19 protein-coding genes are annotated in these 26,610 nt (G+C 34.3%); 2 read left to right on the forward strand and 17 right to left on the reverse strand.

What is annotated here, in order from left to right; all coding sequences use genetic code 11:
- Nucleotides 1–209: 209 nt before the first annotated feature.
- The 4 genes from CEF14_RS11010 to uvrB form a co-directional block, all read right to left on the reverse strand.
- Complete coding sequence (locus tag CEF14_RS11010; RefSeq protein ID WP_102692906.1) at nt 210–1,436, reverse strand: DUF4097 family beta strand repeat-containing protein; 1,227 nt, start codon at nt 1,434–1,436, stop codon at nt 210–212.
- A 67-nt stretch (nt 1,437–1,503) separates the two neighbouring features.
- Nucleotides 1,504–1,902: a hypothetical protein gene (locus tag CEF14_RS11015; RefSeq protein ID WP_211284599.1), complete on the reverse strand. Its 399-nt coding sequence runs from the start codon at nt 1,900–1,902 to the stop codon at nt 1,504–1,506.
- A 39-nt stretch (nt 1,903–1,941) separates the two neighbouring features.
- Nucleotides 1,942–4,806: an excinuclease ABC subunit UvrA gene (uvrA, locus tag CEF14_RS11020; protein ID WP_102692907.1), complete on the reverse strand. Its 2,865-nt coding sequence runs from the start codon at nt 4,804–4,806 to the stop codon at nt 1,942–1,944.
- Nucleotides 4,807–4,811: 5 nt separating this feature from the next.
- A complete protein-coding gene (uvrB, locus tag CEF14_RS11025) occupies nt 4,812–6,794 on the reverse strand; it encodes an excinuclease ABC subunit UvrB (protein WP_102692908.1) in 1,983 nt (660 codons plus the stop codon).
- Between the two features lie 493 nt (nt 6,795–7,287).
- Here uvrB and CEF14_RS11030 point away from each other — a divergent pair, with 493 nt between their 5' ends.
- Nucleotides 7,288–7,857: a competence protein ComK gene (locus CEF14_RS11030; RefSeq protein WP_102692909.1), complete on the forward strand. Its 570-nt coding sequence runs from the start codon at nt 7,288–7,290 to the stop codon at nt 7,855–7,857.
- On the opposite strand, the gene CEF14_RS11035 is transcribed toward CEF14_RS11030, so the two are convergent.
- From CEF14_RS11035 to secA, 3 genes are all read right to left on the reverse strand, one after another.
- Entirely contained in the window at nt 7,823–8,200 is a 378-nt protein-coding gene (locus tag CEF14_RS11035) for a hypothetical protein (protein WP_102692910.1), read from the reverse strand. The two genes, CEF14_RS11030 and CEF14_RS11035, sit on opposite strands and share 35 nt — an antisense overlap.
- 289 nt (nt 8,201–8,489) lie before the next feature.
- Nucleotides 8,490–9,588 (reverse strand): peptide chain release factor 2 gene (gene prfB, locus CEF14_RS11040; RefSeq protein ID WP_102694380.1). Its coding sequence is split into 2 segments (ribosomal slippage): nt 8,490–9,515 and nt 9,517–9,588, totalling 1,098 coding nucleotides; the frame shifts between segments, so codons are not numbered across the junction.
- A gap of 163 nt (nt 9,589–9,751) precedes the next feature.
- Nucleotides 9,752–12,262, reverse strand: a complete 2,511-nt coding sequence (gene secA, locus CEF14_RS11045; protein ID WP_102692911.1) for a preprotein translocase subunit SecA — start codon at nt 12,260–12,262, stop codon at nt 9,752–9,754.
- A 291-nt stretch (nt 12,263–12,553) separates the two neighbouring features.
- Here secA and CEF14_RS11050 point away from each other — a divergent pair, with 291 nt between their 5' ends.
- Nucleotides 12,554–13,468, forward strand: a complete 915-nt coding sequence (locus CEF14_RS11050; protein WP_102694381.1) for an LCP family glycopolymer transferase — start codon at nt 12,554–12,556, stop codon at nt 13,466–13,468.
- A gap of 82 nt (nt 13,469–13,550) precedes the next feature.
- Here the strand turns inward: CEF14_RS11050 and hpf are convergent, their stop codons facing one another.
- From hpf to CEF14_RS11100, 10 genes are all read right to left on the reverse strand, one after another.
- Complete coding sequence (gene hpf, locus CEF14_RS11055) at nt 13,551–14,111, reverse strand: ribosome hibernation-promoting factor, HPF/YfiA family (RefSeq protein WP_102692912.1); 561 nt, start codon at nt 14,109–14,111, stop codon at nt 13,551–13,553.
- Between the two features lie 111 nt (nt 14,112–14,222).
- On the reverse strand, nt 14,223–14,597 hold the full coding sequence (locus CEF14_RS11060; RefSeq protein ID WP_102692913.1) for a PilZ domain-containing protein: 375 nt from the start codon (nt 14,595–14,597) through the stop codon (nt 14,223–14,225).
- A gap of 286 nt (nt 14,598–14,883) precedes the next feature.
- Entirely contained in the window at nt 14,884–20,040 is a 5,157-nt protein-coding gene (locus CEF14_RS11065; protein ID WP_102692914.1) for a hypothetical protein, read from the reverse strand.
- A 264-nt stretch (nt 20,041–20,304) separates the two neighbouring features.
- Nucleotides 20,305–20,691: a PilZ domain-containing protein gene (locus CEF14_RS11070; protein ID WP_102692915.1), complete on the reverse strand. Its 387-nt coding sequence runs from the start codon at nt 20,689–20,691 to the stop codon at nt 20,305–20,307.
- Between the two features lie 170 nt (nt 20,692–20,861).
- Nucleotides 20,862–21,947: a DUF2920 family protein gene (locus CEF14_RS11075; protein WP_102692916.1), complete on the reverse strand. Its 1,086-nt coding sequence runs from the start codon at nt 21,945–21,947 to the stop codon at nt 20,862–20,864.
- A gap of 82 nt (nt 21,948–22,029) precedes the next feature.
- Complete coding sequence (pseC, locus tag CEF14_RS11080) at nt 22,030–23,166, reverse strand: UDP-4-amino-4,6-dideoxy-N-acetyl-beta-L-altrosamine transaminase (RefSeq protein WP_102692917.1); 1,137 nt, start codon at nt 23,164–23,166, stop codon at nt 22,030–22,032.
- A 15-nt stretch (nt 23,167–23,181) separates the two neighbouring features.
- Nucleotides 23,182–24,234, reverse strand: coding sequence for a pseudaminic acid synthase (gene pseI / locus CEF14_RS11085; RefSeq protein ID WP_102692918.1), 1,053 nt, complete (start codon nt 24,232–24,234; stop codon nt 23,182–23,184).
- A gap of 1 nt (nt 24,235) precedes the next feature.
- On the reverse strand, nt 24,236–24,784 hold the full coding sequence (gene pseH, locus CEF14_RS11090) for a UDP-4-amino-4,6-dideoxy-N-acetyl-beta-L-altrosamine N-acetyltransferase (protein WP_102692919.1): 549 nt from the start codon (nt 24,782–24,784) through the stop codon (nt 24,236–24,238).
- Nucleotides 24,785–24,787: 3 nt separating this feature from the next.
- Nucleotides 24,788–25,864, reverse strand: a complete 1,077-nt coding sequence (pseG, locus tag CEF14_RS11095; protein ID WP_102692920.1) for a UDP-2,4-diacetamido-2,4,6-trideoxy-beta-L-altropyranose hydrolase — start codon at nt 25,862–25,864, stop codon at nt 24,788–24,790.
- Nucleotides 25,865–25,874: 10 nt separating this feature from the next.
- Nucleotides 25,875–26,600 carry a cytidylyltransferase domain-containing protein gene (locus CEF14_RS11100; RefSeq protein WP_102692921.1) on the reverse strand — a complete coding sequence of 242 codons (726 nt, stop codon included), beginning with the start codon at nt 26,598–26,600 and terminating at the stop codon, nt 25,875–25,877.
- Between the last annotated feature and the right edge of the window lie 10 nt (nt 26,601–26,610).

Genomic DNA, 26,610 nt, shown 5'->3' on the forward strand with positions numbered 1-26,610 from the left:
TATATTTAATTGTGTTTATTTGATGAAAAATAAATGTTTTCCATGAAATTTGTTTGCAAACAAATTAGCTCTCACTACTCTATTAAATATTTACTTGTAGTAAACTGTTGACTATTGTCATATGTACTCGATACTATAAGATTTTTCCTTTCAAATAAAAAACCAGAGAGATCTTTTAACTCCCTGGTTTTGGGCAAAATTGCTTTGGATTATAAATTATATCTAACAATAACTGAACCTGTTTTGGTTTCTCCATTAATAACTAAAGTTGAAGTATCTTCTATCTTTTTTGAGAATTTAACAGATTTTTGTAAAAATTGACTCTGTTCATTTAAACGTTGTATATCTGGTAATCGAACATCCATTTTGCCGAGATTAGATGATACTTCCCCTTGTAAAGAAACGGTGCTTGGAATATAGATTTCTACAGTACCAGCCACTGTTTGTGCTTTAATACTCTTTGCCTCTTGAGTACGAGTCGTAACTACAACATGTCCATTAGCAGATTCCGCATCAATTTCACTAATAGCACCATCGACATAAATACGACCATTAACTGTTTCTGCTTCTAGTTCATCACCTTCTACATCTCGAACTTCAATCGCACCATTAGCTGTTTCTAAATCCATTCTTCTAAAAATCATGGATTTGCAGTCTAATCTGCCATTCATTGTTTTTACCTTCAATTTTTCGATTTTAAGATTTTGCGTACTAAATCCACCATTAAATTGATGGACAATAACGGTATTATATTTGAATTGAGGAAGATATAATGTAACATCCACACGAACTTTCTTCGTTGTACTAATTACGCGTAACGTACCATTATCATTCTTACAAACAAACTGATCGCTGAATTCTTTTTCTATATCATCACTAATTTTGACAAAAGAAGGTCTAACTTTATAAATCGCTCTTGCCATACCATCTGTTGATGGTTTTAATTCAACATTTCCATTGGGGATATCGATACTTATATTTGAAAAATCTATTGAATCAATGATTTCTTCTTTTTCGAAGTAATTGGGATCAATAAATGACTTCTCAAAATCAAATTCTTTTACTTTTGATACAGCCGTATTCATAAGATCAACGAATTTTGAACTAAACTGTGTAAAATCTCGCTTCAAATCTTCAAAGAAAGTTTCATCGATTACTTTTGAAGATTGATTTTGTTTGGATGATTGCCCTTGTTGTTGCCATGAGTGTTCATCAGTTGTTTCCGAATTAGATTGTGATTGCTCATTTGGTTCTGTTGCATTAAATGGACTAGATCCATTTTGAGAATGCGTACTAGTATTTCGTGTATCTTCATAATTATTTTTCACAGGCTGTGTAGTTGGTTGTTCCAGTTTTTCTAATAATACTATCGCTTCTTGAGCTGTAATGGTGCCTTTTTCAACTAAATCTAAAATGCGTTTACGTTCATCTTGCATTTAAACGGCCTCCTTATTCGTATTACTAATAGTTACGAATCACCTGGTAAAAAGTTTCATACCATTTCTACTCCTGCGCCACTCCGCTTGCTCGTCGCCCATTTTTCAAATCGTTTTGCTCCTGCGCCACTCCGCTTGCTCGTCGCCCATTTTTCAAATTGTTTTGCTCCTGCGCCACTCCGCTTGCTCGTCGCCCATTTTTCAAATTGTTTTGCTCCTGCGCCACTCCGCTTGCTCGGCGCCCATTTTTCAATTTGTTTCGCTCCTGCGCCACTCCGCTTGCTCGGCGCCCATTTTTCAATTTGTTTCGCTCCTGCGCCACTCCGCTTGCTCGGCGCCCATTTTTCAATTTGTTTCGCTCCTGCGCCACTCCGCTTGCTCGGCGCCCATTTTTCAATTTGTTTCGCTCCTGCGCCACTCCGCTTGCTCGGCGCCCATTTTTCAAATCGTTTTGCTCCTGCGCCACTCCGCTTGCTCGTCGCAGAAAAAATAGTTGCTGCTGCAACTATTTTTTTGCACTGGCTAGTGCTTCTTCCATGCGTTTTTGGTCTCTTTGTAGAATTCTTTTTAGGTAGATTCCAGTATAAGAACCTTTTGTTTCAGCTACTTGTTCCGGAGTCCCTTGAGCAATGACAGTACCACCTTTATCGCCACCTTCAGGTCCCATATCAACAATATAATCTACAGTTTTAATGACATCTAAATTATGTTCAATGACTAATACAGTATCTCCGTTATCAACTAAACGTTGTAAAACTTTTAACAAACGGGCAATATCTTCTGCATGTAATCCTGTTGTTGGTTCATCTAAAATATAAATAGATTTCCCGTTTGAACGTTTGTGCAATTCAGATGCTAGTTTCACACGCTGAGCTTCGCCACCTGATAGTGTTGTTGCAGGTTGCCCTAATTTAATATATCCTAATCCCACATCAACAATCGTTTGCAATTTACGAGCAATTTTAGGAATGTTTTTGAAAAATTCCAATGCATCCTCAGCGGTCATTTCTAATACATCTGAGATACTTTTTTCTTTATACTTTACTTCCAACGTTTCACGATTATAGCGTTTTCCATGACACACTTCACATGGTACGTATACATCTGGTAAAAAATGCATTTCAATTTTAATAATCCCGTCACCACGACATGCTTCGCAACGGCCACCTTTGACATTAAAACTAAAGCGACCTTTTTTATAACCACGAACTTTTGCTTCATTGGTCACAGCAAATACATCACGAATATCATCAAATACACCTGTATAAGTTGCTGGATTCGAGCGTGGCGTTCTTCCAATTGGTGATTGGTCGATATCGATTACTTTTTCTAATTGTTCGATTCCTTCAATTTCCTTCACTTCACCAGGCTTTTCTTTTGAACGATTAATCTTTTGCGCTAATGTTTTGTAAAGTACTTCATTTACTAAAGTACTTTTCCCTGATCCTGAAACCCCAGTAACTGCAGTGAAAACGCCTAACGGAATATCAACCTTTACATTTTTTAAGTTATTTTCTTTGGCACCTTTAATTTTAAGGAAGCGACCATCTGGTTTTCTCCGCTCTGTTGGTAGTGGAATAAACTTACGTCCGCTTAAATATTGACCTGTCAATGAATCTTTATTTTCCATTACTTCTTGTGGTGTACCTGCTGCCACAATTTCACCGCCATGTACGCCTGCACCAGGTCCTACATCAATCAAGTAATCGGCTGCAAGCATTGTGTCTTCATCATGTTCTACAACAACTAGTGTATTTCCAAGGTCACGCATACTTTGTAGTGTCGCAATTAATCTGTCATTATCCCGTTGATGTAGTCCAATTGAAGGTTCATCTAAAATATAAAGAACACCTGTTAAACGTGATCCAATTTGAGTTGCTAAGCGAATACGTTGTGCTTCGCCACCTGATAAAGTTCCAGCTGCTCGATTTAATGTTAAATAATCCAATCCTACATTTATTAAAAAGCTAAGTCGTTCTTGAATTTCCCTTAAAATAAGACGCGCTATCTGCATATCTTTTTCTGATAGTGTAAGCTCTTGGAAAAAAGTATAGGCTTCTTTAATAGAGAACTTTGTTACTTCACCAATATGTTTCCCATCAATTTTCACCGCTAATGTCTCTGGTTTTAATCGATGGCCATGGCATGATGGACAAGGTTGTTGAGCCATATACTTTTCCATTTGTTCACGTATATAGTCAGAGGATGTCTCACGAAAACGACGTTCAATATTACTTAATACACCCTCAAATTGAATATCTTGATCGCGAACATTACCAAAATCATTTTCGTAATGGAAATGTATAAACTCTTTGCCTGAGCCATTTAAAATTTTATCCATTTGCTCTTTCGGAATATCCTTTACAGGAATATCCATATCAATTCCATAATGATCACATATGCACTTTAATAATTGCGGATAAAATTGCGAACTTATTGGATTCCAAGGTACGATTGCACCTTCATTTAGCGTTAAATCCCAATCTGGAATCACCAATTTTTCATCTACTTCAAGCTTTGTACCCAGTCCATCACACTGAGGACAGGCGCCAAAAGGACTGTTAAAAGAAAACATGCGTGGCTCTAACTCTTCAATTGAAAATCCACAGATTGGACAAGCATGATGTTCACTAAATAATAATTCTTCATATTCCATCACATCGACCATTACTCGGCCTTCCGCTAATTTTAAAGCTGTTTCTAAGGAATCACTTAAACGAGACTCTACGCCTTCTTTTAAAACAATACGGTCAATGACCACTTCAATATTATGCTTTTTGTTTTTTTCTAATTCGATATTGTCATCTAAATCTCGTAATGCCCCATCAATTCGAGCACGAACATAGCCTTGTTTTTGTAAGTCTTCTAACAATTTTACATGTGTGCCTTTGCGTCCAGATACCATTGGTGCTAGTAATTGTAACTTTGTTCGCTCAGGATATTGCATAATACGATCAACCATTTGTTCAATTGTTTGAGACGAAATTTCGATGCCGTGATTTGGACAAATCGGTTTGCCAACACGTGCAAAAAGCAAACGTAAATAATCATAGATTTCTGTTACGGTTCCGACTGTTGAACGTGGGTTACGACTTGTCGTTTTTTGATCAATTGAAATAGCTGGAGATAACCCCTCAATAGCATCTACATCCGGTTTATCCATCTGTCCTAAAAATTGTCTTGCATAAGCTGAAAGTGATTCTACATAACGTCTTTGCCCTTCAGCGTAAATCGTATCAAATGCAAGCGATGATTTGCCAGAACCCGAAAGCCCAGTCATGACAACCAATTGATCTCGCGGAATTTTCACATTAATATTTTTTAAATTATTAGCTCGTGCTCCTTGTACAACAATTTCTTGATTTTTCAAACTGCTCATCCCTCCGCTTTCAATTCCAAAATAGTATCTCGAAGTTCAGCTGCACGTTCGAAATCAAGCGCTTTGGCTGCATCCTTCATTTCTTTTTCAAGTGATTCTAGTAATGTTGCCTTTTCTACCTTCGTTAACTGTTTACCTTTTGTCACTTTTGTTAGATAAGATTCTGGTTCTTCTGCTGCTTGTGTTGCGCGAATGACATCGCGAATTTCTTTTTCTATCGTTTTTGGTGTAATACCATGTTCTTTGTTATAAGCCATTTGAATTACTCGACGACGGTTGGTTTCTTCAATTGCTTTTGTCATAGAATCGGTCATACGATCCGCATACATGATGACATGTCCATTAGCGTTACGTGCAGCGCGTCCAATTGTTTGAATCAATGATCGTTCAGAACGTAAAAATCCTTCTTTATCAGCATCTAAAATCGCCACCAATGAGACTTCTGGAATATCCAATCCTTCACGTAATAAGTTGATACCAATCAGCACATCATACGTACCCATTCGTAATTCTCGTATAATTTCAATACGCTCCAATGTTTTTATTTCAGAATGCAAGTATTGAACTTTAATACCGATTTCTTTTAAGTAATCGGTTAAATCCTCTGACATTTTTTTCGTTAATGTCGTAATGAGTACACGTTCATTACGTTCTACACGTTGTTGAATTTCATCAATTAAATTATCAATTTGTCCTTCAATTGGACGTACTTCAATTTCAGGGTCTAATAAACCTGTTGGTCGAATAATTTGTTCGACCATTTGAGGAGTATGTTCTAATTCATAAGGTCCTGGTGTTGCTGACACATAAATGGCGTTATGAATATGTTTCTCAAATTCTTCAAATTTTAACGGCCTATTATCTAATGCAGAGGGTAATCGAAATCCATGTTCTACCAATACATTTTTTCGAGCCTGATCTCCATTAAACATTCCGCGAATTTGTGGTAATGTAACATGGCTTTCATCCACAATTAGCAAAAAATCTTCTGGGAAATAGTCTAGTAATGTGTATGGCGTTACACCTGCTGGGCGTAATGTTAAATGACGTGAGTAGTTTTCTATTCCTGAGCAGAATCCCATTTCACGCATCATTTCTAAATCATAATTCGTTCTTTGTTCTAATCGCTGTGCTTCTAATAATTTATCTTCTGAGCGGAATTTTTTTAGTTGGTCTTGTAACTCATCTTCAATATTATCAATTGCTTTTAACATTTTTTCTTCTCTTGTTACGAAGTGGGAAGCTGGGAAAATAGCTATATGCTCCCGATCTCCCAATACCTCCCCTGTTATTGCATCTACTTCACGAATACGGTCTATTTCATCCCCAAAGAACTCGATGCGAATGCAGCGTTCATCACGTGATGCCGGGAAGATCTCAACTACATCCCCACGTACTCTGAATTTCCCACGGATAAAATTAATGTCGTTTCGTTCATACTGGATATCCACTAATTTTCGTAATAACTGATTCCGTTCTATTTCCATTCCTGTTCGAATGGATACAACCATTTCTCGATATTCTTCTGGATTCCCTAAGCCATATATACAAGAAACAGATGCGATAATAATAACATCATCCCGTTCAAATAAAGCAGATGTTGCAGAGTGGCGCAGCTTATCGATTTCGTCATTAATGCTCGAGTCTTTTTCAATATAAGTATCTGTTTGTGGTACATATGCCTCTGGTTGATAGTAATCATAATAACTAACAAAATACTCAACAGCATTATTCGGGAAAAACTCTTTGAATTCGCTATATAGTTGTCCTGCAAGTGTTTTATTATGGGCAATTACAAGTGTCGGTTTTTTCACTTCTTTAATGACATTAGAAACTGTAAATGTTTTCCCTGTTCCTGTCGCGCCCAATAATGTTTGATGTTGCTTACCTTGTTTTACACCCTCAACAAGCTCTCGAATAGCATTCGGTTGGTCTCCGCTTGGTTTGTAGGCTGAATGCAAATCAAATTCCTGCACCATTATTTTTTGTCCTCCTCATTCATCGCTATCTTGTAGCTATATTTTAACATAGCTGTTAGAAAATTTCGAGAAAAAAGCGAACGTACGTTTTTAGATACCCATATAAAAAAACGCTCTCATTGAACGTTTTTTCTTTCTATAACGACAGCTTACATTTTGATAATTTACGTCATTTTAAGGGTCGTTTATTGGGGGATTTTACGCAAAAATAAATGTTTAAAACAGTTTATAAAAAATATTTTGGCCCAACCAAACTGTTAAATCGGCTCAAGTAAACGACTAATTTTGCCAACGAAATGATCTTTTTTGTCATTTTTCTATTCTAATTACTTTTTGATAGTATAGAAAAAACATCATGATTTGGCAATTTTTTAACCTTCTCATAACATTTTCAGGAAGAAAGCGGGTGTTATTATAAACAATTTATATCTTAAATTCTTACTGTTGTTATCTTCATTCTAATTAATACTCTGATCACAAAGGAGAATCTAAAATGAATTACAAAATAGTTAGTCTTTATGATTTTTGTTTAACACCTAATATTTGTATGTTAAAACCCATAATGATTGATGGGCATAATTATTCTTTAATTATGGAGTTAGAAAAAAGATATGTAGTACCATGCACAGTCACACGTTTGATGAATCGTATTTGCGCATCATTAGGAACTACTTTAGATACCGCTTTAAATTATTCTAATCGTATTTTTAGAGAGGTAAATGTAAATAATGGTAAGGAAGAAACGATGATTAAACTACCAATTGTTTTATCTGTTTTTAATAAGCCATATATTTTCTTTCCAACTGCATCTCCTAAAAAGAATCATAATACGTGGATTCTATGGCAAAATTTTAGGGGACACTCGTTAATTGATCAACAAGGTATTGGCCTACATTTTAAAAATGAAGTTTATACAGAAGAGCAGATTAGCTTTACAACCCTTTCTAGGCAACAATATTATGCATCTATTTTATATTTTCGCCATATGGATGATATGCTACAGCATCATTACGCTGAAAGGATACTCTCTACTGTTCGCAATGATTTATTTCTTGTGCCTTAGTTAAATAATAAGACAATAAATCTTCTACATGATTACGGAGTCGAATATTAGAATAACGCCGACAATCTTGTGCACGTTGACGGATAAAAATGTATTCCGAAAACAAATCGTCTCGTTCACCTCGAAATACCTGTAACTGATTTTGACGTAAATAGCGTTTAGCATCCGCTAATTCTTTTTGAACAAATCGTATCGTCTGTTCGACTAGTTTAATATACGGTTGTTTTAATTTAAACGTACCTTGTTCAAATGCCTGACAGTCTTTTTGTAAAATTTGTAAAATCATTGGTAAGTAAATGACCTGTTCTAACATTTGGATTGCTTCTTTTGATAAATTCAACATCATAACACCTCCAAAATAAGAACAAATGTTCTAATTTGATTTTACAATGGGGATGAAGTTTTGACAAGTAAATGGCTGTTGTAATATTTGGTAAATTAAAGGTTTACTCTATAAGAAAAAAGGAGCTGTCCAAAAGTATTAATTGCTTCATTCCACATTAGAATTAATGATATTTTTTACGGTACTAATCTATCGATTTCCGTTGCAGGCTGACGCCTTCCACTTCAGGTAATACCTATTAAAAAAACTGTGGAAGAACATTTTCATTCCTTCCACAGTTTTTTAATGATTATAATTGTGAACGTAAGTAAGCGTTGATAAATTGATCAATATCGCCATCCATTACAGCTTGTACATTCCCAGTCTCTGTATTTGTACGGTGATCTTTTACCATGGAGTATGGATGGAATACATACGAGCGAATTTGGCTACTCCAGCCAATTTCTTTTTGCTCACCACGGATATCATCTAATTGAGCTTGTTGTTCTTCTACTTTTAGTTGATATAATTTCGCTTGTAACATACTCATTGCTTTTTCACGGTTTTTAATCTGTGAACGTTCAGCTTGGCATGCTACAACAACACCTGTTGGCAAATGGTGAATACGGACAGCTGATTCCGTTTTGTTAATGTGCTGACCACCTGCACCAGTTGAGCGATAGGTATCAATTTTCAAATCTTCCGGACGAATTTCAACGGCAATTTCATCATCAAATTCAGGCATTACATCACAAGAAACAAAGGATGTATGACGACGACCAGCTGCATCAAATGGAGAAATACGAACTAAGCGGTGAACACCTTTTTCAGCTTTTAAATAGCCATAAGCATTATGCCCTCTAATGGCAAGCGTAACGGATTTTAGACCTGCTTCATCACCTGGTAAATAATCCAATGTCTCAACTTTGAAATCATGTTTTTCAGCCCAACGTGTATACATACGTAAAAGCATAGAACCCCAGTCCTGTGATTCCGTACCACCTGCACCAGGATGTAGTTCTAAAATGGCGTTATTTTGATCGTATGGGTCACTTAAAAGTAATTGTAATTCGAACTCAGCTGTACGATTTGCAAATTCCTTCATTTCATCGCCAAGTTCTTGTTGTAATTCTTCATCAGGTTCTTCTTTTAACAATTCCAAAGTCATTTCAAGATTTTCCTGTATCTCGACTAATGCGTAGAATTCATGGACAATATCTTTTAAGCCTTTTGATTCATTGATGATTTTTTGAGCATTGTTTTGATCATCCCAGAAGGAAGCTTCAAGCATCATTTCATCTAATTCTTGAATACGAGCCTCTTTGTTTTCTAAGTCAAAGAGACCCCCTAAAGTCCGCTAATTTCTTAGCCGTATTATCTAACTCATTTCGAACATCTGATAATTCGATCATATTCATTCCTCCAAAATTGTTTCTGTCTAAAAAAGGATGAACTTGCATCCTTCTAAAAAGTCATAAAGGAGTTGTCCAAAAGCTACTTTTGGACAGCCCCTTTGTTAATGTCTCAGTAGTGACAACAAATCAAGTCGTACGTAATCTGTAAGGGCTCGATTTATACAGCACCATGACAGTTTTTATATTTTTTCCCGCTACCGCATGGGCATAAATCGTTACGACCAACCTCTTGTTGTTTACGAACTGGTTTACGTTTAGCAGGTCCTTTTTCTTCAGCTTTCGGATTAACTGCTTCACCCTTAGCTACTTCTTCACGTTCTAAGTTGCTACGAATTTCAGCTTTCATCGCATATCGAGCAACTTCTGAACGGATGGAATCAACCATAGCTTCGAACATTGCAAAACCTTCTGATTGATATTCGCGAAGTGGATCTGTTTGAGCGTACGCACGTAAGTGGATACCTTGACGTAATTGATCCATTGCATCAATATGATCAATCCATTTAGAATCAATTCCACGAAGTAAGATAACTTTTTCGAACTCACGCATACGTTCTGGAGAAAGTTCTTCTTCTTTGCGATCATATTCTTTTTTCACTTCAGCACGAAGAAGTTCAATCATATCCTCTTGGGATTTCCCACGAAGATTTTCTTCCGTTACAACGCCTTCTGGAAGTAAATTAGCAGCGATAAAGCTTTCTAAGCCTTTTAGATTCCAATCGTTTGCATTTTCTTCAACTGTATACGAATGTACTGCATTAACCAATACTTCATCGATCATAGATTCAACTAATGCACGCATATTTTCAGTTTCTAATACTTCATAACGTTCTTTGTAGATAATTTCACGTTGTTGACGTAGAACATCATCATATTGTAATAAACGTTTACGAGCATCGAAGTTGTTACCTTCAACACGTTTTTGTGCTGATTCAACTGCTTTCGAAACCATTTTAGATTGGATTGGTTGAGAATCATCCATACCTAATTTTGTCATCATAGCTTTCATACTTTCAGAACCGAATCGTTTCATCAGCTCATCTTCAAGTGAAAGATAGAATTGAGTGACACCAGGGTCCCCTTGACGTCCAGCACGACCACGTAATTGGTTATCAATACGACGTGACTCGTGACGTTCAGTACCAACTACAGCTAACCCGCCAAGTTCAAGAACGCCTTCACCAAGTTTAATATCGGTACCACGACCAGCCATGTTGGTAGCAATTGTAACTGCACCTTTTTGTCCTGCTTCTGCAACAATCTCAGCTTCACGTTCATGGTTTTTTGCATTCAATACATTATGAGGAATACCACGTTTTGATAATAAATGTGAAATAAGCTCAGAAGTTTCAATCGCAACAGTACCAACAAGAACTGGTTGACCCTTCTTATGACGTTCAGCGATATCATTTGCAACTGCTTCAAATTTACCTTGCATAGATGCATAGATTAGATCGGGTCTGTCATCACGTGCAATTGGTTTGTTAGTAGGAATAACAACAACATTCATGTTGTAAATGTTGCGGAATTCTTCTTCTTCTGTTTTTGCAGTACCTGTCATACCAGATAGTTTTTCGTACATTCGGAAGTAGTTTTGGAAGGTAATCGTAGCCATTGTCATCGATTCATTTTGAATTTCTACGCCTTCTTTTGCTTCAATGGCTTGGTGAAGTCCATCTGAATAACGGCGACCTTGCATGATACGTCCTGTGAACGAATCGACGATTAAAATTTCGCCATCCTGTACTACATAATCAACATCTAAATGCATACTTGCGTGTGCTTTTAACGATTGGTTAATCGCATGGTTCAGACCAACATGAGTTAAATCGAATAAGTTATCAATATTGAATGCTCTTTCAGCTTTTTCAATCCCTTGTTCAGTTAGAGTGACACCTTTCGTTTCAACATCGTAGTTGTAATCTTCATCCTTTTTCAACGTACGTACAAAGGCATTAGATTGTTTATATAGTGCTGCTGATTTATTGGCTTGTCCAGAAATAATTAATGGTGTACGTGCTTCATCGATTAAGATTGAATCGACTTCATCGATTACAGCATAGTGAAGAGGACGTTGAACACGTTCTTCTTTATAAAGAACCATATTATCACGTAAATAGTCGAAGCCTAGTTCGTTATTGGTACTATATGTGATATCGCATGCATAAGCTTCACGTTTTTCATCTTTGGACATGCTATTTAAGTTTAAACCAACTGTTAAACCTAAAAATTCATACAGTGGACGCATTGTTTCAGCATCACGGCTTGCTAAATATTCGTTGACAGTAACAACATGAACACCTTTATGTGTTAACGCATTTAAGTAAACCGGTAAAGTAGATGTTAAAGTTTTACCTTCACCTGTTTTCATCTCTGCGATATTACCTTCATGAAGAGTAGCACCACCCATAATTTGTACAGGGTATGGGAACATGCCTAATACACGTTTTGATGCTTCACGAACAACTGCAAAAGCCTCTGGACGAATATGATCTAACTCTTCACCTTCAGAATAGCGATTATAAAATTCATCCGTTTTTGCTCTTAGTTGTTCATCAGAAAGCTTTTCCATATCTTTAGCAAGTGCTTCAACTGCATTTGCAACTTTTTCTAAGTGTTTCAATTCTTTTTTATTTGGATCAAAAATTTTATTCAATATGCTAGGCATTCATTTTCACATCCTATATAGTCTCACCCCTCATTTTACCACTGTATAAGTAATTAGTGCAAATGTACGATAAGTGAGAGCCTATTATTTTTCAAATGATTAAACAGTTAAAAAAACTACTAAATCCATAAAATAAAGAGGAGATTATCAATATATTAACGAATATATTTGGAATATCTCATTAAACTACCATTGTAATAATACAATTTAAAAGATTGTTAACACACGATTCCCTATCCATACGAAATACGATTATGTTTGGAGGAGGTACCATTGAAATTAAGAAAATTCATGAAATGGTGTATAGGTATCATCATCATTGCCATTATTTTAATAGGCGGCTTTGCTTATACTATTTATTTTAATGCTGCTTCAACATTTAAGGAAATTCATACACCCATTGAACGTAAGCCAACTGAGCAACGCACACAACCAGTCGCATTACAGGAAAAGCAACCATTTTCTATGTTACTTCTCGGGGTAGATGAGCGTGAACATGATATAGGACGCTCAGATACAATTATTGTTCTAACTGTTAATCCTAAAACGCAAAGCACACTGATGGTAAGTATTCCACGTGATACATATACAACCATCGTTGGAAAAAAGACAAAAGACAAAATCAACCATGCATATGCATTTGGTGGAATCAAAATGTCCATGAACTCCGTCGAAAAACTATTAGATATCCCAATTGACTATGTAGCAAAAGTCAATATGGAAGGATTTGCACAAATCATTGATACAATTGGAAATGTGCAGGTTCAAAATGACATGGCTTTCCAACAAGAAAACCATCATTTTAAAAAAGGTGTAATCACTTTAGACGGACAAGCAGCATTAGATTATGTACGGATGCGTAAAGAAGACCCACAAGGTGACTTTGGAAGACAAAACCGCCAAAAACAAGTGATCCAAGCGATTATCGAAAAAGGGACATCCTTAAAAACATTAATGAAATATCAAGATCTTTTCAATATTCTAGGCAAAAACGTCTCAACAAATCTAACATTCAACCAAATAAAAGAATTGCAACAAAACTATAGAACATCGTTAAGTGATATCCACCAAATTCATTTTGAAAAAGGTCAAGGTAAAATGATGAATGGCATTTGGTATTACGTCATGGATCAGAAAGAATTATCTCAAGTTTCAAGTACTTTGCAAAAACATTTAGAAGTTTCTTCCACAAAAAAGTCTAAATAGTTATTACCTTATTACCAGATGAAAACCCAGCTGATTGTCAGCTGGGCTTTCTATAAATAATCGATAAGATTTTCACATGAACTTAATTTGTTTCGATTAAGCCATATTTACCATCTCTACGTTTGTATACGATATTTGTAGCATCAGATTCGGCATCTGTGAAAATGTAGAAATCATGTCCAAGAAGATTCATTTGTAAAATAGCTTCCTCTTGATCCATAGGTTTTAATGCGAATTGTTTTGTACGAACTACTGAGAAATCATCTTCGGCATCCGCTACTGCAGTCGGAGAGTTTTCAGCCTGAACATTTGCGAAATATAGACCGACACCTTCACGATCGCGGAATTTTCGATTCACTTTCGTTTTATGTTTACGAATTTGACGTTCTAATTTAGCAGTTATTAGATCAATCGCTGCATACATATCACCATTACGTTCTTCAGCTCGTAATGTTAAGTTTTTCATAGGAATCGTTACTTCCACTTTCGTATTCTTGTCATTGTAAACCTTCAAATTCACGTTAGCAGTTGCACTTAAATCATTGTTAAAATAACGTTCTAATTTTTGAATTTTTGATTCAACATACTCACGAATTGCTGGAGTTACCTCAATGTTTTCACCACGAATGTTAAATGTTAGCATGTAAACTCCTCCTTTTTTCAACCATACTTACATATTCTACATTTCCCCAAAAACTCCTTCTTAAAACCGAAAAAATTTATTTATTTTTTACATTTTTTTAAACACATAAAATCACGAATTTTGTCTATTCTCCTCAAAAACCTCTTTCCTTCGTCGTAATTTTAACTCAGAAATGATTAATTCTTGATGTTCGTCCACAGTATTCAGATCCACACCATATTGATACCCACTGCCAAATGCCCTCTTCCAACGAACATCTCCTCTTACATGAATCGGCTTCGAATATAACTTAAATGACAAGTCTAATTCGATTGCTTCTTTTTCACATGGCAAATTTTCCTCGGTAAAAAGCTTTATGCCACTTGGACTAATGTCAACAATCTTCCCTTGTTGATGCCGTTCGAGACGATCTCTTTGGCAATTGTATGTTACAGGTACTTCACGAATCAAAACATGACGAAATGCTTCCTTGCGTCGATATTCCACCCATTCACCTTCCTACTTAATATGTATGTTACAACCTCTTACTCTAATATCGAATAGTAAAAGTAAATATTTAGAAAATTTATAAGAAAATGAACGGGTTATATAACTTTAGGGGATAAATGAATTTATAATCTGAAGGAAATTCACACTGCGTAAAGTTGAACCTTATTTATATTTTGCATGATGAAATTGATGCGCATTTAGAAACTTTATTCAATCAAAAAACTTCCCTCTCCGTAAAGGTGAGGGAAGTAAATTTATCATGGTATTGATTTTTGAATGCTTTTTATAATTGATCGATGACATCATAAATTGCACGGAAATATTGATAACGTGACAATATTGTGCGATCAATTAATGACGATAACTTGATTTCTGAACCATCAACAATTCTTGGTGTATTCAGTTGATTGAACAGTGTAGCTAGCTCACCCATTTTTTTAGTAATTGCCGTGTTACAAGGATCAGTCGTATTTGAACATGTCCCTGTAATTTTTCCACTTGCATCTTTTTGGATTTCTGAAGTCCATTGATCAACTTGTTGAACACCTTGTTCGAAATTCTTTAAATCATTAATAGCTTTTTGAGTTTGAGGTTTTGTTTCATAACTATCAAGAGTTGTAGCATTCAGTAGATACACTCTTTGCTCTTTAGGCATGACTTCTAATGTTGTATTTGCATCAATAACACCTTTAACATAGCTTGCAGTTTTAGGTTTTATAGCTGTAATTTTTTTATCTAATGCTTGGGCAGCTTTGATGTTATTTGTTTCATCTAAGAAATTTTGTTTTCCTAACTCAGTTAACTTATTTTTAGCAATATCTTTTTGATCAGAACCAAGTTTGTTAAATAGTTGGATTGCATTTAAAACATCGGATCCTACATCTCTTTTAGGATTTTTGTTCTTATAATATCCAATAGATTCGGCATCAGTAAGCGTAGTACTATCAACAAAGCCAGGAATAATACTTGATAAAGTCTCAACAATCGTTACGATTGGTGCGTATTTATTGTAAATTTTCATGACGTTGCTATCCACTAATGACTTTGCTTTAGTACTTAATAGTTTATACGTATTAACAGCAGAAGCTATTTCACTATAAGGAACGGTATCTCGATTAAGCCAAGCGTTTGGATCATTTTCGCTAGTTCCAACGATTAGTTGTTCAAAAGCTTTTGCTGCATCACTTGGTGTTTTATAAATTGCCATTTTTACTGCTGTAGCAATATCTGAAGTCACATATTTTTGAGCAGTTTCACCTGAAAGTCCAGTCAACGGTAATTTTTTTAAATTTTCAAAGTCAGTATTAACTTTCTTTAGACTCGTTACATATTTGTCATCCGTTTTATCTAACGCTTTGAATGCTTTGTCAACTTTTTGAGCTGCCTTTATTTCTGTTTCATGTAATAGATATTTATACTTTGAATCGTTGTTTATAAGATTTGTAACAATTGCTTTAGGGTCTTTCATAAGTTTTTTGTTAATAGCAATAGCTTTTAACATTGTATCAATGTTGGCATCACTATATGTTCCACTTGTTGGAAGGGTTTCTGTTAATACTTTAATATCATTAATAGGTGAATACATATCATACTTATTAAGAACGCCCTTATCAATAACAGATAATTGAACTTCATTTAACTTGTTATAGAGTGAAACAACATCCGTTACATCACTTATTGGGCTAGTATTTGATAACTTATTGACTTTGTTTATAAAATCTTCTATCCCTTTAATTAAATTTGCCGTATCATAGCTTGAGCTAAAAGCATTAATATCTTTCTCATGAACGACATATAGCTGAACGGGTCTTCCTGCTTTATAAAACTTATAATACAAAGCAATTGCATCTTGAGTATACGTTTTGCTTGATGGTTTTAGAGCCTCATATTCTTTATCAATTTCTTGTGCCTTTAGGAAGTTTTTAATTTCCCCATCACTCATTGGGATAGATGGGTGAACATCACCTTCTTCCGTATTAGGATCACTGTTACCACCATATCGATCTTTATAATATGTGTCTGTTAGTGACGATGGTGCTTTTTCCAAAATGGAACTTTGTGGCGTATCTAATTGTTGATAATAATCGATTGCTTTATAAATCATTTTAATATCATTCGGATTTGTGATTTTAATAGGATTTCCATCTTTTTTCCCAGAATCCGTAAATCCTTTTTTAGCATTTTCATAATAGTCATTAGAATGACAACGACTGGTATCCTTGAGTGAATTAGGAGCATTACAATAAAAATTATCTTTTACTTTGTCAAATTCAACATTTTCATTATTGAATAATTTTCCATATAAAACATATATGTTTTTTGCAATGTCTTGAATTTTTAAAATTAATGAATATTTACGATACTCTTCCAATAGATCTGGATCGATTAATGTTGATAATGGAATATTATATTTTGCATTAATTTTATTATACTTCACATTATCATCATAATATTTTTCAAGACTCCGAACCGTTTTGATGGTTGGTGTATAACCAGATTCACTAATGTGCGACATTTCTCTTACTTTTGTTTCAAATTCTCTCGCAATCGTTAATTGTGGTTGATAGCGTGTACCGATTTTATCAAGTTCTGCTTTATTGGCCACATATTTTTGGACAATGGCAGGTGCACGATCATACATTTTGTAATAGACATCTAATATTTCTAATTCATATTTAGCATCTGTCGGTTTTACCTTTTCATAGGCATTGTCAATAGCTATAGCTTCTTTAATATATTTTCCATCATATAAGAATGGGAATTTTGAGCGATCTGCATCATCTATAATCATTTTCGGCTCCGGCTTCAATGCGTTATAGGTGATTGTCGCTTGCTGAATATACTTCACATCAGTTGGCGTAACAGATGGAGAATTGACATTCGATTCTTTAATAAGGCTTAGTAGTTTCACAACGTTCGAAACTGGTGCATAATCATTGTATTTTTTCATTACTGTTTTATCTACTAAACTACTTGCTTTAGGATTAGTACTAATCTTCGTATTATAGTCTGTAACGACATCCTCTACATCTACAATCTTACTATTTTTACTTAGTTTATTGACTTTTGTTTCAAAATCATTAGCAATCGTTTTTTCATCTTTATATGTGTTTTCTAAAGCTGCGATTTTATTTTTATTTACTACATACTTTTGAACATCAGCTAAAGCATCGTCATACGCTTCATATACTGCTTTAGCATCTTTAGGGTAGGTCTTACTTGATTTCTTTAATTTTAAATAGGCATTGTCGATTTTTTGAGCTGCTGAAATGTTCGATTCATCTGCTACAAGATCAGCAAAAGAAGGATACTTTGCATCCACAATTTGCTTTTGTGGAGTTCCTAATTTTTTGTATGCTTTAACAGCAGATGTAATATTCGTAATTTGGTTTGCTGTATAAGGATTTTGAATAGAAGACGGAACTTTAGCAACTAACTTTAAAATATCTGGTACTTGTGCATAAGCGTTATACGTTTTTAATACGTTTTTATCAACAAGTGCTAACGATGACGGTTTTGCAGAGATTTTATTATATTCTTTAATTGCATCTGTGATTGCAGATTCAGGTGTTGAAGAAGTTGATATTAAATTTACTTTATCAGTGAAATCTTTTGCACTATTTTGCGCATCTATATAATCTTGACGCTTCGGTATATCATTTATTTTCTGTCCATTCACTACAAAACGTTTTACTTCTGGAGCAGCAGAAGTATAATCATTGTTTGCCTTTAATAAATCAACAAAATAGCTAGGTTTGCTACTATTTTTTAAAGCTGATGCATAGCTTTTATCGATGGCTTGTGCGCTAGTAAGATTTTTTCCTTCTGAGAGATAGTCTTTAGCGTTATCTGTTGATAATTCATTTTGTACAATTAATTTTTGATTCGTACCTAATTTATTGTATTGAGGCAAAAATCCTGTTAATTTGTCAATTTGAGCAGATGTTAATAACAACTTAGGAGATGCTTCTCCAGATCCTGCCCAAGTTACTTGACTCAATAGTGGCAGATTAGCATTCTTAAATCCATCAACAACATCTGGTACTGGTTCATATTTTTTGTATGCTGTAACAGCGTTCTTATTAGCTAAATCAATTGGTGCTACTTTTGGATAATTCAAAGTTGCAGCTGTAATAGAAGGTACTTTATATGCAGGAAGCTTATTTTTTATAGTGTCATAAGCATTCGTTAGGACTCCAGCTTCAAACTGATTGATATAATCATTAAATTCTTTAGCCTTACTAATTTCATTAGCATAAGCTGCTCCAATACCAGTAATTTCAGTATTCTGAGGTACAAAATCACTTACATGATAGGTTGTTCCACCGTAATTCGTAGAATTGTCTTTAACAGTAGTATAGTTATTGTATACATTTACTAAATCTTGAGCGTAGGTTTTACTTGTCGAATTTAACGCTGCATATTGTTTTTCAATGTCAGCTGCGTCTTTAACAAGATCTTCAAGGGCTAAATATTTATCAAGGTTTGCTTGTGCAACTGCATTGTCGCTAATCAGATCTTTCAACAATGATTGTTGTGCACCAGATAATTTTTTATACGCATTGATCGTATTTAAAATGGTTGTCCCATCCGGCGTACTTGGGACTGACATTAGCAACAATTTATTTGTGCTAACGACATCTGTGTAGTAGCTTAGTTTTTTTAGGGTTGTGCTTGGGACTGCTGCTTTCGTAATGGTGTCTAAGCTACTATATTGTTTTTCTAGATCAACTGATTTCGTTGTGAAATTTTGCTTACTTAATGTTGCGACACTCTTGTTGAATGCATTCACTTTTTTTAGGTATGGCTGAATGTTCGTCCAATGTTTTTTAAGTGCTGAATAGTTTGTGACTTTCTTTTTATCTGTTTTAGATAGTTTACTATAGGCACTCAGCGCTGATTTCGTTTTTGCTATATAATCTGATTTTTTCGGATTGATAGCTTTAATCTGTGCGATCACTAAATTTGCTTTTCTATTCGCATAATAATTTAACTTGTTAACAGTTGTTTTTGGAACTGCTGCTTTCGTAATTCTGTTGAGACTGTCGTATTGTTTTTTAAGCGTTGCAACTTTTGGTGCATAGTTTTTGCTATTTAAGGTAGCTACCTTTTTGTTCAGATAATTTATCTTCTTTAAGGATGGTTGAATTTTACGCCACTGTTTTTTGAGTGTTGCGTAGTTAGAGACCATCTTTTTATCTTTACTGGATAGCTTTTTATAAGCACTTACCGCAGATTTCGTTTTCGCAATATAGTTGGATTTTTTGGGATTGATGGCTTTAATTTTTGCAATGACTGACTTAGCTTTCGCACTAATTTTTTTGGATGAAGTCTTTGTAGATGTTTTTGCATGTGCAAGCTCTGGATTTGCTGCTGTTATAAGTGTCGGTGTGATTAACACAGCAGCTATTCCCATGGAAATAAATGATTTAATACGCACTAGAATCCTCCCTTTACGATTAATATTTCAAGTTTTGATGAACACCCAATACTTGTGGGCATTATGTATTCCTTTTTAACATGAGAAATTTGTAAAAAATTCAAATTACAATTATCTAAATTAAATATTCTTATAACTTTTATATCGTCAAAAAATAACATATTTTAAGAATCCTCTATAAAGGGGGCTAAAAGTAATGTAAAATAAATAAATAAAAAAATCCCGTACATAGGCATTTGCCTTATACGAGAATATTTTTTCAACTCATAGATTTAGCCTTTTTTCTTTTACTTCTTGTCGGCGACGTAATTTTAACTCAGAAATAATAAGCGCTTCAATGATTTCATCTGTATCTAAATCAACCCCATATACAAACTCACCATTTTGCACTCTTTTCCATTTTACATCACCTTGCACAGAAATCGGTTTCGCATAGAGCACAAAGTTTAATTCAATTCGGATCAACTGAGATTCGGTTGGCAAATTTTCAGACATACCAATTTTTGCACCACTAGGGCTCAAATCTACTAAATTACAAAAATCAGATTTCGAAAAGCTTTCACTTCCAGGTTCACCCATAACTAATTTATATTCAACCTCTACTCTTCGCTCAAACACATGCCGAAATGATTCTGTACGCTTAAATTTCATAAAACACGTCACCTTCTCTATTAGATAGTTTTTATTATATAGAATTTGTTAATAGGAGGAAAGTGATTGAGTGAAAAGTAATGTAATTAAGAAATACAAATTCCACTAATTTAAATTAAACCCGCAATAATACAAGTTAACTCAATAAATAAAAATCTAATGTTTTAAAATTACAGAGTTAATTGAAAGAAAGGGAGTGCTTGAGAATGATCAATCGTGATGGTAGTATTTGAGAATTTTAGTTTGTCAAATTTTTTCCTTACAGTTAGATTTTTTTTCATTTCGAGTTTACTATACGCAAGGTTAAACAGTTTTAAAAAATCAGCATCTAGTCCATGTTGATTGGAATAAAAAATATTATTGTCAACATCTTTTTCGTCTATTAATATGAATGAGGTATTATTAACTTTTGAAGTAATAATTTCTTTTTCCTTATAATCAATTTGATTGTCATTAGTTCCTTGGAATACCAATATTTCAGCTTGGTTATCAAAGTTTTTATATATAGTGTTCAAATTTAAAGCCTTCTTATCCAGCAAAATTTCCTTTGCAAGATAATCAAATTTAATTTGAAGAATCATTTTTCCATAACTTTTAAATAAGTAACGATTGGATGTTAGATAAACAGGCTCTAACCAAGCCGAATTATCAATAATTGCGGTAAATAGAGAGGGTTCTAATCGATTACAAAGATGCAATAAATATGCCCCATGAGAATGCCCATATCCTAACACTTTTTGTTCGTCAAAAGGTAGATGATTTTCCCTTAAGATAATTTTCACCGCATCAATTGAAGTAATAAGATCTATAGCTTGCATAAAACCCATGTCATTAAATTCATCTAGAGTTTCATTGATTGTTGCTGTTAGAGGGAACTTGATTGAGAAATTAGATAGATACTTTATGAGTAGCGCTGGATTTTCTTGCACTTTAATTTGTTCATCTTTTGTCAAGTATTCCTGAGCAAATTGATCATTATTTGAAAATGTAAAAGTCTCTACATTTTGCATAAAAGAATCCCCAAAATATGTACATTGTACTGTAACCAAATTATACTGGTCTGCAAATACATCTCTCATTTTCTTGTATACATTTGAATCAATATTCCCCCCATATCCTGGTACAAGGAGTAACAACCCTGTTTCAGCTGTTACTCCTTGTGATGGAAGTGAGTAATCTATTCGCAGATTTCTTCCAGTAGAACCATTATAAATATTATAATGTGCAGGTATTATAATGCTATCTTTTTCAGCCATAATTTCCACCTTTCCCTTCCAGCAGAAACAAGCGTAAAGATTGCTTTACTTGCTCGTCCTACAGTCCATTAAAATTTAGTTCTTATTTAGTAAAGAAATTTATTACGTCCTCAACATCTTTATCAATCATTTTTGGAAATAGCGGTAAGGTCAATGCATTTTCATACCATTTCTCCGCTATAGGACATAGTCCCTTTTTATACCCCAATTGTTGATAATAAGGATGCCAGTACACTGGTATATAATGTACATGAACGCCTATATTCGCTTCGCGCATCTCTTCAAAAATTTGTTTACGTGATTTTCCAATTTGCTTCGTGTCCAATTGAACTGAATATAAATGCCAACCAGATTCTGTGTTCTCTAACTGCTTAGGAGCCTTAATATAAGGAATATCTTGTAGTAGTTCTGTATATTTAGCTGCAAGCTCTCGACGTCGCTCAATAAAACTGTCTATTTTTTTCATTTGTGAGATACCAAGTGCTGCTTGAATATCTGTCATTCGATAGTTATATCCAAGATCAATCATTTCATAGTACCAACCACCTTGTTCTTCAGCATATGGAGTATGTGTAATGCCATGACTTCTAAAAAGAATCATTTTATCATAGAATTCCTTATTATTTGTTACGATAACTCCACCTTCTGCAGTTGTTACGGGCTTAACCGGATGGAAACTAAACATTGTCATATCCGCTCTTGTTCCAACCTTTTCCCCTTTATACTCTGCACCAAGTGAATGAGCTCCATCCTCTATTACTACACAGTCATTTTTTTTTGCTACATCCATTATTGCATCAATATCAACAGGTTGTCCCGTAAAGTCGACAGGAATGATTGCTTTTGTTTTATCTGTTATTTTTTTCTCTATTTCTGCTGGATTAATATTGTATGTATGTTCATCAATATCTGCAAATACAATCGTTGCTCCCATATAACGTGCACAGTTAGCACTAGAAGCAAAGGTAATTGGAGTAGTAATTACTTCATCACCCTCACCAATTCCTGCTGCATAACATGCCCCATGAAGTGCAGCTGTACCATTTGAAAAGGCAACTGCATATTTAGCACCAACATAATTAGCGATTGTTTCTTCAAACTCTTGAATTTTTGGCCCTGTAGTCAAAAATGGTGATTTCAGTGTTTCTACAACTGCATTAATATCATCTTCTTCAATCCATTGTTGACCATATGGAAGAAATTTTTTTCTTTTTTCCATAACTTCACACGTCCTTTAAATTAAATCATCGAATCGAATCGGCATACCTGTTTTATAATCTTTTTTTGCCACTTTTCCAATCAATTTTGGATAATATTTTGGCTCTAGCCCATAACCTGGTCGAACAATACGAATATTTTCTTCTGTAAATTTTTCACCTGCTTGAATGTCCTGTGATACATAGATAGAACGTCTGAATTTCAGTGAAGCTTTCTCTTTTTCTGTTGGTCCATATGTAATTTGTCCAATAGATTGCCATGCACGTTCTGTTTCTTTTACTAGCAGCTTCATTTCAGCCGGCTCCATTGAAAATGTAGAATCCACGCCACCATCTGCACGTGATAAAGTAAAGTGCTTTTCAACTACAGTAGCACCTAAAGCTACAGCAGCTACAGCAACGCCAGTACCCATCGTATGGTCTGACAAACCGACTTGAACATTTAACATCTCTCTCATATGAGGGATTGTAGAAATATTCGTATTTTCTGGTGTTGCAGGATATGTACTTGTACACTTCAATAAAATTAAATCTTTACACCCTGCATTTTTGGCTGTACGTACCAACTCATCTATTTCTGCTACTGTTGCCATACCAGTTGATACAATCATTGGTTTACCAGTTGAAGCAACCTTCTCAATAAGCGGGAGATCTGTATTTTCAAAAGATGCAATTTTATACATAGGTACATCTAATGTCTCTAAAAAATCTACCGCTGTATTATCGAACGGTGTACTAAATGGAATCATCCCTAATTCACGTGCTCTATCAAAAATCGGCTTATGCCATTCCCAAGGAGTGTAGGCTTCATTATATAAATCATATAACTTTCTGTTTTTCCAAAGGCTTTCTTTATCAGCAATCATGAAATCATCTGTATTTACATTTAAAGTCAGTGTATCTGCTGTATAAGTTTGAATTTTAAGAGCGTGAGCACCTGCTTCAGCCGCTGCTTCTACAATTTTTAAAGCTCTTTCTAATGATTGATTATGGTTGCCAGACATTTCTGCAATGATAAATGGTCTATACTCTTTTCCAATATGATATGGACCAACATTAATTAACTCCATATTATTTCTCCTCTAATTGTTGTTTAATCTGTTCTTTATGATTTTCCCATTCATTCTTAAACATGCTAAATATATGGACATCATAAAAATCTCCTTTTTTTAAAACATGCTGTCTTAAAACCCCGTCTTTTGAAAATCCAAGTTTTTGATGAAAACTCAGGCTAATTTTATTGAAGGATAGTACTTCTGCACACAATTTTCGAAGTTTCAAATCGTTAAACAAGAAATTTATAGCCGTAAATCCTAATAAAGTTCCCATACCTTTTGGAGCCTGAGAATTTCCTATATAAAAACCCCATTCTCCTATATTCGCTTCACGATTTAGATAAGTAAATTGGATAACCCCCATAGGTAAGCCATTATAGCAAAACACTTTTGCTATCTTATCCCCCTGATCTAAACTCTCTATCCATTTTCTATGTTCATCTAACTGAATTATATTGCTATTAAACATCATTTCTCTTATCTGTTTTTGATTTCGCCACTCCAAAACTAGTTGTACATATCTTGGTTTAATATCTTCTAGGGAACAAAGTCTTAAATTTAGCATATATCATCCCTCTTTTTTTAAATTCCTTAAAATCGATAAAAGTGGCTTTTGTTCAACTACATTTTTATTAATGATTTTTTTCATATTCATGCTTAATTCTTTTAAAATTGAGTCATCCTTTAATACCTTTTCAACCGCATTATAAATATCTTCTTCATTTGAATATGAGGATTTACCCAGGAACATAATTGCATGTTCATCATTCAATGCTTGAGCAATTTCATCTTGATTATCAGCAACAGAGATAACTAAACTAGGTAAATTTAAAAATGCCCTTTCCCATGTAATAGTACCTCCAGCCCCTAGTGAAAATGTAGCTTTAGACATGAGTTCAGCCATATTGTTTATTTGACAATAATAGTGACAATTATTTATTTCCTTACAAAAATCCTCTATTAAAATCTTATTCTTATTATTATCTCCTACCACAACATCTATAGAAAAATGATATTTTTTAGAAAGTTTTTGTAATGCAATCAATGCCTTTTCTGTTTCATTCGTAGCATCTACAGATCCAAAAAACACAAAAATCCTTTGATTTCCTTTTTGGAATTTACTTATTTTAATGTTCCAAAATTCATCTCTTAATAAAAGATAATTGGGACCAAGACATAAAATGCAATTTTCCGGAACTAAATTTTTATATCTTCCCTGAAAATTTTTATAGTAATTCTGATCTAATAAAACATCACAATCATGTACTCGATTAGCTAAGTCATCAATAACCATTAACTTTTTTGTATGATTTCTTAACTTTCCTTCCCATTTTTTATCTAAGGAATAATGGTCTACTATTAGTAAATCAGCCAAATTATCATTTATTATTTGGCTTGTTTCTGAAGCATCCTGTGACCAATTTTCTTTTGTCCATCCCCAAACATTATTATTAAAAATCTTGGGTAACTCTTGAACATTAAATCCTTGATTACAAATATAATCAATCATATGCCCTTCTACATTTCGACAAATAAAAGTAACTTGCATACCTTCAGCCTTTAACTGTTTGGCTAACGTAAGACACCGCATAATATGACCAGAACCTATTTGAATGGATGCATCTGTACGAATGTATACGTTCAATCAATTCACCTCATATCTTTTTTTGTTCAATATGAGAATTAATTTCAAACCACTTTGGATTTTCTTTCATTAATAAAATAGCTTCCTCAAATGTAAAATCATCTTCTCTTCCATTGAATCTTTTTAATATATTTTGCACTAATTGCAAATCTTCTTTTGTATCAACAGTCCAACGATATTTACTATAATCTACATTTTCTTTAAATGAACCAACAGAAAATTGTTCTGGATGTGTGTATATATAAGCTGTTACATGCTCTCTATCACGTGGGAGAGTAGCTTCATGATAAGCTACATCTAACGTTTTTTTCGAGAAAACCTCTGTATCTAACCCCCGTGGATACGTACGTTCAATTGTATTGGAAACGTAATTAAACTGATTCTCTAAATAATATTGAATTGTCTTATCTACTATATCTGGATCAATAATTGGACAATCCGATGTCAAGCGAACAATTACATCCCCACCAAATTGTTCACTTGCTTCATAATAACGCGCTAAAACATCATTCTCTGATCCTCTAAAAAAAGATACATTATATTTCTTACAAAAATCTTCAATTAAATCATCTTGTTTTTCTATAGTTGTTGCTATAACTAGTTGATCTATTAGCTTTGAATGTTTCAAACGATTAATTTGATGAAGTAATAAGGGTTTTCCATTTACTTCTTTTAAAATTTTCCCTGGTAAACGAGTAGAACCCATACGAGCCTGAATAATTGCTATTACTGTCATACGATTACCT

Origin of the sequence: Rummeliibacillus pycnus, from assembly GCF_002884495.1 — a bacterium.
Classification (GTDB): Bacteria; Bacillota; Bacilli; order Bacillales_A; family Planococcaceae; genus Rummeliibacillus; species Rummeliibacillus pycnus.